This window comes from Methylobacterium nodulans ORS 2060 (genome assembly GCF_000022085.1).
In the GTDB taxonomy this organism is placed as follows: Bacteria; Pseudomonadota; Alphaproteobacteria; order Rhizobiales; family Beijerinckiaceae; genus Methylobacterium; species Methylobacterium nodulans.
Window position 1 is genome coordinate 4,181,263 of sequence record NC_011894.1, and the last position, 15,309, is coordinate 4,196,571.

The following is a 15,309-nucleotide window of genomic DNA, read 5'->3' on the forward strand; positions in this document are numbered from 1 at the left end:
ACGACGGCATGCTCTCCGACCAGGATCGCATCTTCACGAATCTCTACGGGTTCCACTCCCCGGGCCTCGACGCTGCCAGGAAGCGCGGCGCCTGGGACGGCACCAAGTTCCTGCTGGAGCAGGGCCGCGACTGGATCGTCGAGGAGATGAAGCGGTCCGGCCTGCGCGGCCGCGGCGGCGCCGGCTTCTCGACCGGCCTCAAATGGTCGTTCATGCCGAAGAAGTCGGATGGAAGGCCGCACTACCTCGTGGTCAACGCCGACGAATCCGAGCCCGGCACCTGCAAGGACCGGGAGATTATGCGGCATGACCCGCATCTCCTGATCGAGGGCTGCCTGCTCGCATCCTTCGCGATGGGGGCGCATGCCGCCTATATCTATATCCGCGGCGAGTACGTGGCCGAGAAGCACGCCCTGCAGCGGGCGGTGGACGAGGCCTACGAGGCGCGGCTGATCGGCCAGGACAACGTCCACGGCTACCCCTTCGACCTCTACGTCCATCACGGCGCCGGCGCCTATATCTGCGGCGAGGAGACGGCGCTGCTGGAGAGCCTGGAGGGCAAGAAGGGCATGCCGCGGCTGAAGCCGCCCTTCCCGGCCAATATGGGCCTGTATGGCTGCCCGACGACGGTGAACAACGTCGAGTCGATCGCGGTGGCGGGCGCGATCCTGCGCCGGGGCGCCGAGTGGTTCGCGGGCATCGGCCGGCCGAACAACACGGGCACCAAGCTGTTCTGCGTGTCGGGGCACGTGAACCGGCCCTGCAACGTCGAGGAGGCGCTCGGCATCCCGTTCCGCGAGCTGATCGACCGCCATTGCGGCGGCATCCGCGGCGGCTGGGACAACCTGCTTTGCGTGATCCCGGGCGGCTCCTCGGTGCCGCTCGTGCCGGCCGAGCAGATCATCGATGCGCCGATGGATTTCGACACCCTGCGCGGCCTGCAATCCGGCCTCGGCACCGCGGCCGTGATGGTGCTCGACAAGTCCACCGACATCGTCTCGGCCATCGCCCGCATCTCGTACTTCTACAAGCACGAATCCTGCGGGCAGTGCACGCCCTGCCGCGAGGGCACGGGCTGGATGTGGCGCGTGATGCTGCGCATGGCCGAGGGCCGGGCGCAGAAGCGCGAGATCGACATGCTGCTCGACGTGACGAAGCAGATCGAGGGCCACACGATCTGCGCGCTCGGCGACGCCGCCGCCTGGCCGATCCAGGGCCTCATCCGCCATTTCCGCCCCGAGATCGAGAAGCGCATCGACCGCTACAGCGCCAACCCGCACAGCGACCCCGTGCCGATGGCGGCGGAGTGAGCAGCGCTTCGCGCGTCGAACGCCTGGAGAAGACTAAAGTGACCAAGATCGTCGTCGACGGCACCGAGGTCGATGTCCCGCCGGACTACACGCTGCTGCAGGCCTGCGAGGCGGCCGGCGCGGAGATCCCGCGCTTCTGCTTCCACGAGCGGCTGTCGATCGCCGGCAATTGCCGCATGTGCCTCGTCGAGCTGAAGGGGGCGCCCAAGCCCGTGGCCTCCTGCGCCTGGGGCGTGCGCGACTGCCGGCCGGGGCCGAACGGCGAGCCGCCGCAGGTCTTCACCAAGTCGCCGCTGACCAAGAAGGCGCGCGAGGGGGTGATGGAGTTCCTCCTCATCAACCATCCGCTCGACTGCCCGATCTGCGACCAGGGCGGCCATTGCGACCTGCAGGACCAGGCCATGGCCTACGGGGTCGATTCGACCCGCTACGGCGAGAACAAGCGCGCCGTCGAGGACAAGTATATCGGCCCGCTGGTGCGGACGGCGATGAACCGCTGCATCCACTGCACCCGCTGCGTCCGCTTCCTGGCGGAGGTCGCCGGCGTGCCGGATCTCGGGGCGATCGGCCGCGGCGAGGACATGGAGATCACCTCCTACCTCGAACAGGCGATGGAATCGGAGCTGCAGGGCAACGTCGCGGATCTCTGCCCGGTCGGCGCGCTCGTGCACAAGCCGCAATCCTACAATGTGCGGCCCTGGGAACTCTCGAAGACCGAATCGATCGACGTGATGGACGCGGTCGGCTGCGCCATCCGCGTGGATGCCCGCGGCCGCGAGGTCATGCAGATCGAGCCCCGGGTGAACGAGGCCGTCAACGAGGAGTGGATCTCCGACAAGACCCGCTACGTGGTGGACGGCCTGCGCCTGCAGCGCCTCGACCGGCCCTACATCCGCGATAACGGGCGCCTGCGCCCCGCGAGCTGGGCGGAGGCGTTCTCTGCCATCGCGGCGAGGTTCAAGGGGGCGGATCCCAAGCGCGTCGGCGCCATCGTGGGCGACCTCGCGGGAGTCGAGGAAATCTACGCGCTGAAACGCCTGATGACGGCGCTCGGCGTCGCCAATCTCGATGCCCGCCAGGACGGCGCCGCGATCGATCCGGCCTGGGGCCGCGCCGCCTACATCTTCAACCCGACCATCGCGGGGATCGAGCAGGCGGACGCGATCCTGCTCGTCGGCGCCAATCCGCGCATCGAGGCCTCGCTCCTCAACGTGCGGATCCGCAAGCGCTGGCGCCTGGGCCCGCTCCCGGTCGGCCTGATCGGCGAGCCGGCGGACCTCACCTATCCGCACACCTATCTGGGGGCAGGGCCCGAGACGCTGGCCGATCTCGCCGCCGGGCGGCACAGCTTCGCCGAGGTGCTGAAGGGGGCCGAGCGCCCGCTGGTCATCGTCGGCATGGGCGCCCTCGCGCGCCCGGACGGCGCCGCGATCCTGTCGGCGGCGGCGAAGCTCGCTGAAAGTATCGGCGCGCTCGCCGAGGGCTGGACCGGCTTCGGGGTGCTGCACACGGCCGCCGCCCGGGTGGGCGCCCTCGATCTCGGCTTCGTGCCGGGGGAGGGGGGGCTCGACGTCGCCCGCATGACGGCTCCGGGCGCGCTCGACGTGCTCTACAACCTCGGCGCCGACGAGGTGGACGTGGCGCCCGGCGCCTTCGTGATCTATCAGGGCACCCATGGCGACCGCGGTGCGCACCGGGCCGACGTGATCCTGCCGGGCGCGGCCTATACGGAGAAGTCGGCGACCTTCGTGAATACGGAAGGGCGCGTGCAGCTCGCCAACCGGGCCGGCTTCCCGCCGGGCGACGCCCGCGAGGACTGGGCGATCCTGCGCGCCCTCTCCGAGACCCTCGGGCACAGGCTGCCCTTCGACTCGCTCGCCCAGCTGCGGCGCGCCCTCTACGCCGATCACCCGCACCTCGCGGCGGTGGATCAGGTGGCGGAGCAGGACGTGGCGGCGGCGGTCTCGGCGCTCGCGAGCCTCGGCGGCGAGCCGGCCCGCGAGCCCTTCCGCAGCCCCGTGCTCGATTTCTATCTCACCAATCCGATCGCCCGCGCCTCGCGGGTGCTGGCGGAGTGCTCCGGGCTCGCCCGCGAGCGCGCGCTCCAGGCCGCCGAATAGGACGAAGACCATGAGCGTCACCGACTTCCTGCTGACGGTCGGCCTCGTCGCGCTGAAGAGCGTGGTGCTGCTCGTCGCGCTCCTCCTCTTCATCGCCTATGCGCTGCTCGCCGACCGCAAGATCTGGGCGGCGGTGCAGCTGCGGCGGGGCCCGAACGTGGTCGGGCCGTTCGGCCTGTTCCAGTCCTTCGCCGACCTCTTGAAATTCGTCATCAAGGAGCCAGTGATTCCGGCGGGGGCCAACAAGGGCCTCTATCTCCTGGCCCCGTGCGTCTTCGCGATGCTGGCGCTCTCGGCCTGGGCGGTGATCCCGCTCGCCGACGGCTGGGCGATCGCCGACATCAATGTTGGCGTGATCTATATCTTCGCGATCTCGTCGCTCGGCGTGTACGGCGTCATCATGGGCGGCTGGGCCTCGAACTCGAAATACGCCTTCCTCGGCGCGCTGCGCTCCACCGCCCAGATGGTCTCCTACGAGGTCTCGCTCGGCTTCGTGATCATCACCGTGCTGATGTGCGCCGGCTCCCTCAACCTGTCGCAGATCGTCCGCGCGCAGGATACCGCGCTCGGCCTCTTCGGCTGGTACTGGCTCTGGCTGCTCCCGATGTTCGTGGTCTTCTTCGTCTCGGCCATGGCCGAGACGAACCGCCCGCCCTTCGACCTGCCGGAGGCCGAATCGGAGCTCGTGGCGGGCTACATGGTCGAATATTCATCGACCCCGTACCTGCTGTTCATGCTCGGCGAGTACGTGGCCATCATCACCATGTGCGCGCTCGGAACGATCCTGTTCCTCGGCGGCTGGCTCTCGCCGATTCCGTTCGCGCCCTTCACCTGGGTGCCGGGCGTGATCTGGTTCACCATCAAGGCGAGCTTCCTGTTCTTCCTCATCGCCATGGCCAAGGCGATGGTGCCGCGCTACCGCTACGACCAGCTCATGCGGCTGGGGTGGAAGGTGTTCCTGCCGCTCTCGCTCATCATGGTCTTCGTCGTCGCCCTGGTCCTGAAGCTGACCGGCCTCGCGCCGGTCTCCTGACGCACGTAAAATCGGAGATTGAGCGATGAGGCTCGATCAGGTCGCCCGCAGCCTGCTGCTCAAGGAGTTCGTGTCGGGGTTCGCCCTCGCCATGCGCTACCTGTTCAAGCCCAAGGCGACGATCAACTATCCCTTCGAGATGGGCCATCGCAGCCCGCGCTTCCGCGGCGAGCATGCGCTGCGCCGCTACCCGAACGGGGAGGAGCGCTGCATCGCCTGCAAGCTCTGCGAGGCGATCTGTCCGGCCCAGGCCATCACCATCGAGGCCGGCCCGCGCCGCAACGACGGCACGCGCCGCACCACCCGCTACGACATCGACATGGTGAAGTGCATCTATTGCGGCATGTGCCAGGAGGCCTGCCCGGTGGACGCCATTGTCGAGGGGCCGAACTTCGAGTTCTCGGTCGAGACGCGCGAGGAACTGCTCTACGACAAGCAGAAGCTGCTCGCGAACGGCGACCGCTGGGAGCGCGAGATCGCCCGCAACATCGCGGCGGACGCGCCCTACCGCTGAGGCGAAAGACCGGCCCGCATCCCGTGCAGGCCGTTGTGCGCCGCAGGAGCGGGATCTATAGACGGGCCGCCGGGGAATCCGGGGCCGGACATCGGGACCAGGCAGGAGGCCGCCGCGAGGCGGCATGAACTCAGCGCATGACCGCAGCCGCCGCCTTCTTCTATCTCTTCGCCGCGATCACCGTCGCCTCGGGCTTCATGGTGATCGCCTCCCGCAACCCTGTCACCTCGGTCCTGTTCCTGATTCTCGCCTTCGTGAACGCGGCGGGCCTGTTCGTGCTGATGGGCGCCGAGTTCCTGGCGATGATCCTCGTCGTCGTCTATGTCGGCGCCGTCGCCGTGCTGTTCCTGTTCGTGGTGATGATGCTCGACGTCGATTTCGCCGAGCTGCGCCAGGGCTTCCAGGACTACCTGCCGGTGGGCGCGCTGATCGGCGCGGTGTTCCTGGTCGAGCTGCTCCTCGTCGTCGGTTCCTGGGCGATCGATCCGGGCCTGGTGCAGGCGCCGCTCGCCGTGGCGCCGGGCGGTGATCGCATCACCAACACGCAGGCCCTCGGCCTGGTGCTGTACACGAACTACTTCTTCTTCTTCCAGATCGCTGGCCTGGTGCTGCTGGTCGCGATGATCGGGGCGATCGTCCTGACCCTGCGCGAGCGCCCGGGCGTGAAGCGGCAGGACGTCACGGTGCAGAACGCCCGCACCCAGGCCATGGCCGTGGAGCTGCGCAACGTGCCGACGCGCCAGGGCGTCGAGGTGTGACGGCGCGGCCGAAAGACAGACCCGGAGGCGGGCTCTCCCGGGCGGGAGAGGGATGCCCGCATCCTTGGACTTGCACGCGCGTATGAGGCGGTCGCATCGCGGCCGAGAGGCAGACAGATGATCGGTTTGAGCCACTACCTGACGGTCGCCGCGATCCTGTTCACGCTCGGCGTGCTCGGCATCTTCATCAATCGCAAGAACATCATTGTGATCCTGATGTCGGTCGAGCTGATCCTGCTCGCCGTGAACATCAACCTCGTCGCCTTCTCGGCCTATCTAGGCGACATCGTGGGCCAGGTGTTCGCGCTGTTCGTGCTGACCGTGGCGGCCGCCGAGGCCGCGATCGGCCTCGCGATCCTGGTGGTGTTCTTCCGCAACCGCGGCTCGATCGCGGTCGAGGACGTCAACATGATGAAGGGCTAAAAGCCGCCTCAACCCTTCGATTCGATCAAACCCGAGCCGCTCACCACGAGGCCGGATCCCGAGCATGTACCACGCGATCGTCTTCCTGCCCCTCATCGGCTCCCTCATCGCCGGCCTGTTCGGCCGCTGGATCGGGGCCAAGGCGAGCGAGGTCGTCACCACCTCGATCCTGTTCTTCGCGGCGCTCCTGTCCTGGGTGGCCTTCTTCCAGGTCACGGGCGGGGAGGGGCACGGTGCGGCCCGCATCCAGGTGGCGCACTGGTTCTCGGCCGGCGACCTCGTGGTCGACTGGGCCTTCCGGGTCGACGCGCTGACTGTGGTGATGCTCGTCGTCGTCACGACCGTGTCCTCCCTCGTGCATCTCTACTCCATGGGCTACATGGAGGAGGATCCGCACCGGCCGCGCTTCTTCTCCTACCTGTCGCTGTTCACCTTCGCCATGCTGATGCTGGTGACGGCCGACAACCTGGTTCAGATGTTCTTCGGCTGGGAGGGCGTCGGCCTCGCCTCCTACCTGCTGATCGGCTTCTGGTACGAGAAGCCCTCCGCCAACGCCGCGGCCATCAAGGCCTTCATCGTCAACCGCGTCGGCGATTTCGGCTTCTCCCTCGGCATCTTCCTGGTCTTCGTCCTGTTCGGTACGGTCGCCTTCGACGGCATCTTCCCGCGGGTGGCGGAGTTCAAGGACGCCTCGTTCCACTTCCTCGGCACCGACTGGCACGCGCTGACGCTCGCCTGCCTGCTCCTGTTCATGGGCGCGATGGGCAAGTCGGCCCAGTTCCTGCTGCATACCTGGCTGCCCGACGCCATGGAGGGCCCGACCCCGGTCTCGGCCCTCATCCATGCGGCCACCATGGTGACGGCCGGCGTGTTCATGGTCGCGCGCCTCTCGCCGCTCTTCGAGGTGGCTCCCGCGGCCCTCACGGCCGTCACGGTGATCGGCGGCATCACGGCCTTCTTCGCTGCCACCGTCGGCCTCGTGCAGAACGACATCAAGCGGGTGATCGCCTACTCGACCTGCTCGCAGCTCGGCTACATGTTCGTGGCGCTTGGCGTCGGCGCCTATGCGGCGGGCATTTTCCACCTCTTCACCCACGCCTTCTTCAAGGCGCTGCTGTTCCTCGGCGCCGGCTCGGTCATCCACGCGATGCACCACGAGCAGGACATGCGGAACATGGGGGCGCTGCGCCGCTACATCCCCTTCACCGCGCTGATGATGGCGATCGGCACCCTGGCGCTGATCGGCTTCCCCTTCACCGCCGGCTACTACTCGAAGGACGCCATCATCGAGGCGGCCTACATGTCGACCCGCCCGGGCCACGTGCTGGCTTTCCTGGCGACCGTCACCGCGGCCTTCTTCACGTCCTTCTATTCCTGGCGCCTGTTCTTCCTCACCTTCGAGGGGCCGGCGCGCTGGGCGGACCATCACGCCGACGCCCACCATCAGGCCGCCGCCCACCATGCGGCGGCTTCCCTCGCCCACGAGGCCGATGGCGCGCCCGGCCACCACGAGGGCGTGGCCCATGACGACAAGGGTCACGACATCGAGCCGGTCTCCCACTCGGCGCTCGAGCCCCACGGCGACCACCACGCGCACACGCCGCACGAGAGCCCGCGGGTGATGACGATCCCGCTCGCCCTGCTCGCCATCGGCGCGCTGCTGGCCGGCCTCGGGTTCAAGAACCGCTTCATCGGCGAGGGCATGGACGAGTTCTGGAAGGGCGCGCTCGCGCACGGCCCCGACAATCACATCATGCACGACATCCACAGCGCTCCGGCCTGGGTCGCCTCCTCGCCCTTCGTGATGCTGGTGCTCGGCTTCCTCCTTGCCTACTGGATGTATATCCGCCGGCCGGAGCTGCCGAACCAGCTCGCCGAAAGCCAGCCGCTGCTCTACCGCTTCCTGCTCAACAAGTGGTACTTCGACGAGATCTACGACCGCATCTTCGTGCGGCCGGCCAAGGCCCTCGGCACCTTCCTGTGGAAGGTCGGCGACGGCGCGATCATCGACGGGCTCGGCCCCGACGGGATCGCGGCCCGGGTGGTCGACGTCACGCGCGGCGTCGTCCGGCTCCAGACCGGCTACGTCTATCACTACGCCTTCGTGATGCTGATCGGCGTCGCCGCCCTCGTGAGCTGGTACCTCGTGACCGGTGTGGGCGCTCACTGATGCGCGCCCGCCTCATCTCAACCGACCGGAGACGCGTCTGATGTTCGGCCTCGGGATCCTCTCCGGCCTCCTCATCCTGCCCCTCGTCGGCGCCGCCTTCATCCTCACCCTGCAGGGCGACGAGGAGGGCGTGCAGCGCAATGCCCGCTGGGCGGCGCTCATCGCCACGGTCGCGACCTTCCTGCTCTCGCTCGTGGCCTGGGGCCGCTACGATTCCTCGACCGCGGCCTTCCAGCTCGTCGAGAGCCATGCCTGGCTGACGGAGTCGATCCGCTTCAAGCTCGGCGTCGACGGCTTCGCGATGCCGCTCCTGCTCCTCACCACCTTCCTGATGCCGTTCTGCATCGCGGCCTCATGGCACTCGATCGGCGTCCGGGTGAAGGAGTATTTCGTCGCCTTCCTGGTCCTCGAGACCACGATGATCGGCGTGTTCTGCGCGCTCGACCTCGTGCTGTTCTACCTGTTCTTCGAGGCCGGCCTGATCCCGATGTTCCTGATCATCGGCATCTGGGGCGGCAAGCGCCGGATCTACGCCTCGTTCAAGTTCTTCCTGTATACGCTGCTCGGCTCGGTGCTGATGCTGCTGGCGATCCTCGCCATGTACTGGCAGGCTGGCACGACCGACATCCCGACTCTGCTGCAGCACCGCTTCCCGGCCAACCTGCAGACCTGGCTGTGGCTCGCCTTCTTCGCCTCGTTCGCGGTGAAGATGCCGATGTGGCCGGTCCATACCTGGCTGCCGGACGCCCATGTCGAGGCGCCGACCGCGGGCTCGGTGATCCTGGCCGCCATCCTCCTGAAGATGGGCGGCTACGGCTTCATCCGGTTCTCGCTGCCGATGTTTCCGGATGCCTCGCACCTGTTCGCGCCGCTGATCTTCGCGCTCTCCATCGTGGCGATCATCTACACCTCGCTGGTGGCGCTGGCTCAGACCGACATCAAGAAGCTGATCGCCTATTCGTCGGTCGCCCATATGGGCTTCGTCACCCTTGGGCTTTTCACGATGACCGAGCAGGGCATCCAGGGCGCGCTGTTCCTGATGATCTCGCACGGGATCGTGTCGGGCGCGCTGTTCCTCTGCGTCGGCGTGATCTACGACCGGATGCATACCCGCGAGATCGCCGCCTATGGCGGCCTCGTGAACCGCATGCCGCTCTACGCCGTGGCCTTGATGGTCTTCACTATGGCGAATGTCGGCCTGCCCGGCACTTCCGGCTTCGTCGGCGAGTTCCTGTCCATGGTCGGCGCCTTCCGGACCAACCCGATGGTGTCGTTCTTCTCCGTCTTCGGCATCATCCTCTCGGCGGCCTACGCCCTCTGGCTGTACGCCCGGGTGATCTACGGCAAGCTCGAAAAGCCGAGCCTCCAGGCCATCACGGACCTCGACCGCCGCGAGATCGCGATCCTGGCGCCCCTCGTGGTACTCACGATCTATTACGGCTTCCACCCAAGCCCGGTCCTCGACGTCTTCGCCCCCTCGACCGAGGCGCTGATGCAGGGCCTGCGGGCCGCCCTCTCCTCGACCCAGACCGCCGCCGCGGCGCTGCCGGTCGCGCATTAGAGATCCCCGATGAACGCCGCAGAGATCGTCATGCCCGCCCTCGGGCCCGCCCTGCCGGAGCTGATCCTCACGGTCGGCGCGCTGGTGCTGATCCTCTACGGGGCGCTCCGCGGCGAGCGCTCCACGGAGGGCGTCACGGTCGGCGCGATCATCGTGCTGATCGTCGCGCTGTTCTCGGTGGTCAGCCAGCCCCTGGGCGCCAAGATCACGACCTTCAACGGCTCCTTCATCGTCGACGGCTTCGCCCGCGTGATGAAGACGCTGACGCTCGTCGGCTCGCTCGCGGCCCTGCTGCTCGCCCGCGACCTGTTCGCCCGTGAGCGCATCGAGCGCTTCGAGTACCCGATCCTGATCGTGCTCTCCTCGATCGGGATGCTGATCATGGCCTCGGCCAACGACCTGATCGGGCTCTATCTCGGCCTCGAGCTGCAATCGCTCGCCGCCTACGTCATCGCCTCGTTCCACCGCGACGACGTGCGCTCGACGGAGGCGGGCCTCAAGTACTTCGTGCTGGGCGCCCTGTCCTCGGGCATGCTGCTCTACGGCGCCTCGCTCGTCTACGGCTTCACCGGCAGCGTGTCCTTCCCGGGGATCGTCACGGCTTTGCGCGAGGCGCATGCGGGCCTCGGGCTCGTGCTCGGCATCGTGTTCGTCGCGGCGGGCGTCGCCTTCAAGCTCGCGGCGGTGCCCTTCCACATGTGGACGCCGGACGTCTACGAGGGCGCGCCCACCCCGGTCACCGCCTTCTTCGCCTCGGCGCCCAAGATGGCCGCCATGGCCATGACGGTGCGCGTCTTCATCGGCGCCTTCCCGGGCGTCGTAGCCGAGTGGCAGCAGATCATCGTCTTCATCGCCATCGCCTCCATGGCGCTCGGCTCCTTCGCGGCGATCGGCCAGCGCAACCTCAAGCGCCTGATGGCCTATTCCTCGATCGGCAATGTCGGCTACGCGCTGATCGGGCTCGCCGCCGGGACGGAGGAGGGCGTGCGCGGCGTCGTCGTCTACATGGCGATCTACCTCGCCATGACGCTCGGTGCCTTCGCGGTCATCCTCGGCATGCGGCGCGGCAACCGGATGTTCGAGACGATCGAGGATCTCTCGGGTCTGTCGCGCACCCATCCCTGGCTGGCCTTCTGCCTGGCCATGATGATGTTCTCGCTCGCCGGCATCCCGCCGCTCGCCGGGTTCTTCGCCAAGTTCTACGTCTTCGCCGCAGCCATCAAGGCGGGGCTCAACGTGCTGGCAGTGATCGGCGTGGTCACCAGCGTCGTGGGCGCCTACTACTATGTCCGCATCGTCAAGATCATGTATTTCGACGATGCGCAGGCGGCCTACGAGCCGCTGGCCCCGGGCCTGCGGATCGTGCTTGCGGCGTCGAGCGTGGTCGTCGTTCTGTTCTGGATCGTTCCGGCTCCGCTGGTCGCGGCCGCCGGAACAGCCGCCCGATCCCTGTTCTGACCCAGGCCGCATGGCATTTTCCCTCGACCCGGCGGCGCTGGCCGCGGGGTACCGTCTTGAGACGCACGATACCCTCGGCTCGACGAGCACGCAGGCGATGGCGCGCGCCCGCGAGGGCGCCGAGGGGCCGCTCTGGGTGGTGACGCGTCGGCAGACGGAGGGGCGGGGACGCCGCGGCAGCGCCTGGTCCTCCCCGGAGGGCAATCTGGCGGCGAGCCTGTATTGGCCGGTTCCGCCGGGCCTCGCGCCGGACCGCATCGCCACGCTCGGCTTCGTGGCCGGACTCAGCCTGGAACGGGCGCTGCGCGAGGTCTGCGGGCCGGAGCGCGGCGCGGCGGATGCGTTTCGCCTCAAATGGCCGAACGACGTGCTGGCGGGCGGGGATAAGCTCGCCGGTATCCTTCTCGAGATGGAAACCCTGCCGCAGGGCGCCGCGGTGGTGGTCGGATTCGGGGTGAACGTGGCCGCCGCGCCCGAGGGGCTCGCCTATCCGGTGGCCTCGCTCGCCGGTCTCGGCCGCCCGGCCGATGCGGCCGGGCTGTTCCGGCGCCTCAGCGCGACCTGGATCGAGACCCTCCGGGTCTGGGACGAGGGGAGCGGGTTTCCGGCGATCCGAGCGGCCTGGCTCGCGACGGCGGCGGGCCTCGGCGGCCCCGTGGCGGTCGACACGGGATCCGAACGCCTCGCCGGCACGTTCGACACGATCGATTCGAGCGGGCGCCTGGTGGTGCGCCTTGCGGATGGGACGCAGCGCACGGTGACGGCCGGAGCGGTGCATTTCGGTTCGGCCGCGACGGCGGCGTGAGGGACGGGCCGGACCGGCGCCTGAGCGGCGACGACGGCTCTCGATGAACAAGCGACAGGCGGGGGCGCCGACGCGCCGCCGCCCGGGGCCGCTCGCCTGCGGCCGGAACCGACATGACGGCGCCGTGACCGTGACGGCAGAAAGCCGTTCTTCGAGGAGGGCCGCGACGGCGGCCCATGAGGTGTTGTGTGTCCATGGCGAAGGGAGATGAACTCGTCTTCGTGCCGCTCGGCGGCGTCGGCGAGATCGGGATGAATGCAGCGCTCTACGGATTCGGTCCGCCGACGGCGCGCAAATGGATCATGGTCGATTGCGGCATGGGCTTCGCGAGCGAGGAGCACATGCCGGGCGTCGACCTGATGTATCCGGACCTGAGCTTCATCGAGCAACAGCGCGAGAACCTGCTCGGCATCCTGATCACCCACGGTCACGAGGACCATATCGGCGCGCTAGTCGAGCTGTGGCCCCGCCTGAAGGTGCCGGTCTACGCGACGGGCTTCACCAAGAGCCTGATCGAGACGCGTCGCCTCGGCGAGCCGGGCGCGCCGAAGATCGACCTGCGCGAGGTCAGGCCGAACGAGCGCATGAGCTTCGGTCCCTTCGAGGTCGAGTATGTCCCGGTGGCGCACTCGATCCCCGAGGCGAACGCGCTGGCGATCCGCACCGCGCACGGCCTCGTGGTGCATACGGGCGACTGGAAGCTCGACGACGCGCCGGTCGTCGGCAACGTCACCTCGGAGGAGGTGTTCACCCGCCTCGGCGAGGAGGGCGTGCTGGCGCTGGTCTGCGATTCGACCAACGTCACCCGCGAGGGCCGCTCGCCGAGCGAGGCCGAGGTCGCGGCCCATCTGGCGGAGCTCATCCGCTCGGCGCCGCACCGGGTCGCCGTCACCACCTTCGCGTCGAACGTCGCCCGCATCCGGGCGGTGGCGGATGCCGCGCAGGCCTGCGGGCGCGAGGTCGTGGCGGTCGGGCGCGCCATGGACCGCGTCATCGATGTCGCGCGCGAATGCGGCTATCTCGACGGCCTGCCCGAGTTCCGCGAACCCGAGGCCTATGGCTATCTGCCGCGCGAGAAGGTGGTGGCCCTGCTCACCGGCTCGCAGGGCGAGCCGCGCGCGGCTTTGTCCCGCGTCTCCCGCGACGAGCATCCGGAGATCGCCCTGTCTCCCGGCGACCGGGTGATCTTCTCGTCGCGGGCGATCCCCGGCAACGAGCGCGCGATCGGGGCCATCATCAACGACCTGGTCGAGGCCGGGGTCGAGGTCGTCACCGACCGTACGGAACTTGTCCACGTCTCGGGCCATCCGCGCCGGGACGAACTCGCCGCCATGTATCGCTGGACGAAGCCGCGCATCGCCGTGCCGGTGCATGGCGAGCCGCTGCACCTCGCCGAGCACGCCACCTTCGCGCGCAAGCAGGGCGTCGAGGACGTGGTGAAGGCCCGCAACGGCACCCTGATCCGCCTCGCGCCGGGCGCGCCTCAGATCATCGACCATGTCAGCCACGGGCGCCTCTACAAGGACGGCATGGTGCTGATCACCGAGACGGACCGGGCGCTGCCCGAGCGCCGCAAGCTCTCCTTCACGGGGATCATCTCGGTGGCGATCGCCATCGATCAGCATGGGGAGATGAAGGGCGAGCCGGCGATCGACCTCATGGGCCTGCCGACCTACGGCCGGAACGGCGAGGCGATCATCGACATCGTCGAGGACGTGGTGGAGCGGACCTTCGGCGGGTTGTCGCGCCAGAAGCGGCGCGATTCCGAGGCCGTCGAGAACGCCGTCGACCGCGCGATCCGCGCGGCCGTCAACGAGGTCTGGGGCAAGAAGCCCGCCTGCCACGTCCAGGTGGTGGAGATCTGAGCCCCGCCCCGGGAGCGCCTGCGGCGGTCCCGGCCCCGTCTCGGACGAAAGACCCGGGTGGCCTTTCGCGGCCTCGTGTACAACGAGCGCGACCACCCGGAGAGGAGCCAGAGGAACATGATCGGCCGGTTGAATCACGTCGCCATCGCGGTGAAGGACCTGGAGGCCGCCGCGAAGATCTATCGCGACACCCTCGGCGCGACGCTGTCGCCGCCGCTGGCCCAGCCCGAGCACGGCGTCACGGTCATCTTCGTCGAATTGCCCAACAGCAAGATCGAGCTCCTGGAGCCCCTCGGCGCCGATTCCCCGATCGCGTCCTTCCTGGAGCGCAACCCGGGCGGCGGCATCCACCATGTCTGCTACGAGGTGGACGACATCCTGGCTGCCCGCGATCGCCTGAAGGGGGAGGGCGCCCGGATCCTGGGCAGCGGTGAACCCCGCATCGGCGCGCATGGCAAGCCGGTGCTGTTCCTGCACCCGAAGGACTTCCTCGGCACCCTCGTCGAGCTGGAACAGGCCTGACGCCTATGTTCGCCTCCACCGTCGAGGTCGCCACCGCCTCGATTCCGCGCACGCTCCTCGCCTGCACCGCCGTGATGGTGCCCGCCCTCGCGGTGGCGACGGGCCCCTTCGGCCTCACCTGGTTCGGAGCGGTCGCGCTCTATTTCGTGGTCTGGTGGACGCTGCTTTTCGCCGTGCTGCCCTTCCGGGCGAAGGACGACGGTTCGCAGCCCTACGTGCCCGGGCAGGATCCGGGCGCGCCGCCCCTGCCGCAGATGCGCCGCAAGGCTCTGTGGACCACACTGCTCTCCGACGTTGTATTCCTGGCGGCCATCGCGGCTTTCCCGCTCGCCGGCCTCTGATGTCGGCCGCAGGTTGTTAGCCGGATCACGATGATCCGGACGGTCCCGGCCGACAATAAAAAAGCAAGGCTCGGGAGCCTTGCTTAAAAAGCTTCTGGATGTTTTCGTCAGCCACTCGATTGGTCTTGCGCCGCATCCGGCGTTTCGGCTGACCGTTCCTCCCGAGACTCGGACCTTGCGCGTCGGCCTTTGTGGCCGACTGCGCATCATCGCAAGGCCGCTTATAGGAAGAAGAGTACGCATTGTCACGCCTTTCGGAGCAGGGCGATGCGATTTTTTGCATGGACCGCACCGAAATCCTCTCCCCGGCCCGCCGGCGCGTCCGATCCGGCTCCGATCGGTCCATTTCGGCGCCGGCGGTTGCAATGGTTGCAGGCAGGCCGGACCATGCGCCGCTTGTCTTTTGCCGGTGCAATGTGTTGTGTGCCG

Annotated in this window: 13 protein-coding genes; all 13 read left to right on the plus strand. The window is 68.2% G+C overall.

From position 1 onward, the window contains the following. Positions 1-8: 8 nt before the first annotated feature. The 13 genes from nuoF (at position 9) to MNOD_RS19525 (ending at position 14,880) form a co-directional block, all read left to right on the plus strand. Positions 9-1,310, plus strand: coding sequence for an NADH-quinone oxidoreductase subunit NuoF (nuoF, locus tag MNOD_RS19465; RefSeq protein WP_015930658.1), 1,302 nt, complete (start codon positions 9-11; stop codon positions 1,308-1,310). Between the two features lie 38 nt (positions 1,311-1,348). Continuing rightward, a complete protein-coding gene (nuoG, locus tag MNOD_RS19470; protein WP_015930659.1) occupies positions 1,349-3,430 on the plus strand; it encodes an NADH-quinone oxidoreductase subunit NuoG in 2,082 nt (693 codons plus the stop codon). A gap of 10 nt (positions 3,431-3,440) precedes the next feature. Continuing rightward, complete coding sequence (nuoH, locus tag MNOD_RS19475) at positions 3,441-4,463, plus strand: NADH-quinone oxidoreductase subunit NuoH (protein WP_015930660.1); 1,023 nt, start codon at positions 3,441-3,443, stop codon at positions 4,461-4,463. Between the two features lie 25 nt (positions 4,464-4,488). Next, complete coding sequence (nuoI, locus tag MNOD_RS19480; protein ID WP_015930661.1) at positions 4,489-4,977, plus strand: NADH-quinone oxidoreductase subunit NuoI; 489 nt, start codon at positions 4,489-4,491, stop codon at positions 4,975-4,977. A 137-nt stretch (positions 4,978-5,114) separates the two neighbouring features. After that, the gene (locus MNOD_RS19485; RefSeq protein ID WP_015930662.1) at positions 5,115-5,735 is read left to right on the plus strand and encodes an NADH-quinone oxidoreductase subunit J; all 621 of its coding nucleotides are present in this window, start codon (positions 5,115-5,117) and stop codon (positions 5,733-5,735) included. A 117-nt stretch (positions 5,736-5,852) separates the two neighbouring features. Beyond that, on the plus strand, positions 5,853-6,158 hold the full coding sequence (gene nuoK, locus MNOD_RS19490; RefSeq protein WP_015930663.1) for an NADH-quinone oxidoreductase subunit NuoK: 306 nt from the start codon (positions 5,853-5,855) through the stop codon (positions 6,156-6,158). 64 nt (positions 6,159-6,222) lie between these two features. Beyond that, a complete protein-coding gene (gene nuoL / locus MNOD_RS19495) occupies positions 6,223-8,328 on the plus strand; it encodes an NADH-quinone oxidoreductase subunit L (RefSeq protein ID WP_015930664.1) in 2,106 nt (701 codons plus the stop codon). 40 nt (positions 8,329-8,368) lie between these two features. Further along, positions 8,369-9,889: an NADH-quinone oxidoreductase subunit M gene (locus MNOD_RS19500; RefSeq protein WP_015930665.1), complete on the plus strand. Its 1,521-nt coding sequence runs from the start codon at positions 8,369-8,371 to the stop codon at positions 9,887-9,889. A gap of 9 nt (positions 9,890-9,898) precedes the next feature. Then, complete coding sequence (gene nuoN / locus MNOD_RS19505; RefSeq protein WP_015930666.1) at positions 9,899-11,347, plus strand: NADH-quinone oxidoreductase subunit NuoN; 1,449 nt, start codon at positions 9,899-9,901, stop codon at positions 11,345-11,347. Positions 11,348-11,357: 10 nt separating this feature from the next. Further along, the gene (locus tag MNOD_RS19510) at positions 11,358-12,152 is read left to right on the plus strand and encodes a biotin--[acetyl-CoA-carboxylase] ligase (protein WP_015930667.1); all 795 of its coding nucleotides are present in this window, start codon (positions 11,358-11,360) and stop codon (positions 12,150-12,152) included. A 194-nt stretch (positions 12,153-12,346) separates the two neighbouring features. After that, positions 12,347-14,017 (plus strand): ribonuclease J, encoded by a 1,671-nt coding sequence (locus MNOD_RS19515; protein ID WP_015930668.1) that lies wholly within the window; start codon positions 12,347-12,349, stop codon positions 14,015-14,017. Between the two features lie 117 nt (positions 14,018-14,134). Beyond that, a complete protein-coding gene (mce, locus tag MNOD_RS19520) occupies positions 14,135-14,539 on the plus strand; it encodes a methylmalonyl-CoA epimerase (protein WP_015930669.1) in 405 nt (134 codons plus the stop codon). A gap of 5 nt (positions 14,540-14,544) precedes the next feature. After that, positions 14,545-14,880, plus strand: a complete 336-nt coding sequence (locus tag MNOD_RS19525) for a DUF1467 family protein (RefSeq protein ID WP_015930670.1) — start codon at positions 14,545-14,547, stop codon at positions 14,878-14,880. Positions 14,881-15,309: the final 429 nt, after the last annotated feature.

Coding starts and splice junctions, on each gene's coding strand:
- nuoF (WP_015930658.1), top strand. CDS start 9: ATGCTCTCCGACCAGGATCGCATCTTCACGAATCTCTACGGGTTCCAC.
- nuoH (WP_015930660.1), top strand. CDS start 3,441: ATGAGCGTCACCGACTTCCTGCTGACGGTCGGCCTCGTCGCGCTGAAG.
- nuoI (WP_015930661.1), top strand. CDS start 4,489: ATGAGGCTCGATCAGGTCGCCCGCAGCCTGCTGCTCAAGGAGTTCGTG.
- MNOD_RS19485 (WP_015930662.1), top strand. CDS start 5,115: ATGACCGCAGCCGCCGCCTTCTTCTATCTCTTCGCCGCGATCACCGTC.
- nuoK (WP_015930663.1), top strand. CDS start 5,853: ATGATCGGTTTGAGCCACTACCTGACGGTCGCCGCGATCCTGTTCACG.
- nuoL (WP_015930664.1), top strand. CDS start 6,223: ATGTACCACGCGATCGTCTTCCTGCCCCTCATCGGCTCCCTCATCGCC.
- MNOD_RS19500 (WP_015930665.1), top strand. CDS start 8,369: ATGTTCGGCCTCGGGATCCTCTCCGGCCTCCTCATCCTGCCCCTCGTC.
- nuoN (WP_015930666.1), top strand. CDS start 9,899: ATGAACGCCGCAGAGATCGTCATGCCCGCCCTCGGGCCCGCCCTGCCG.
- MNOD_RS19510 (WP_015930667.1), top strand. CDS start 11,358: ATGGCATTTTCCCTCGACCCGGCGGCGCTGGCCGCGGGGTACCGTCTT.
- MNOD_RS19515 (WP_015930668.1), top strand. CDS start 12,347: ATGGCGAAGGGAGATGAACTCGTCTTCGTGCCGCTCGGCGGCGTCGGC.
- mce (WP_015930669.1), top strand. CDS start 14,135: ATGATCGGCCGGTTGAATCACGTCGCCATCGCGGTGAAGGACCTGGAG.
- MNOD_RS19525 (WP_015930670.1), top strand. CDS start 14,545: ATGTTCGCCTCCACCGTCGAGGTCGCCACCGCCTCGATTCCGCGCACG.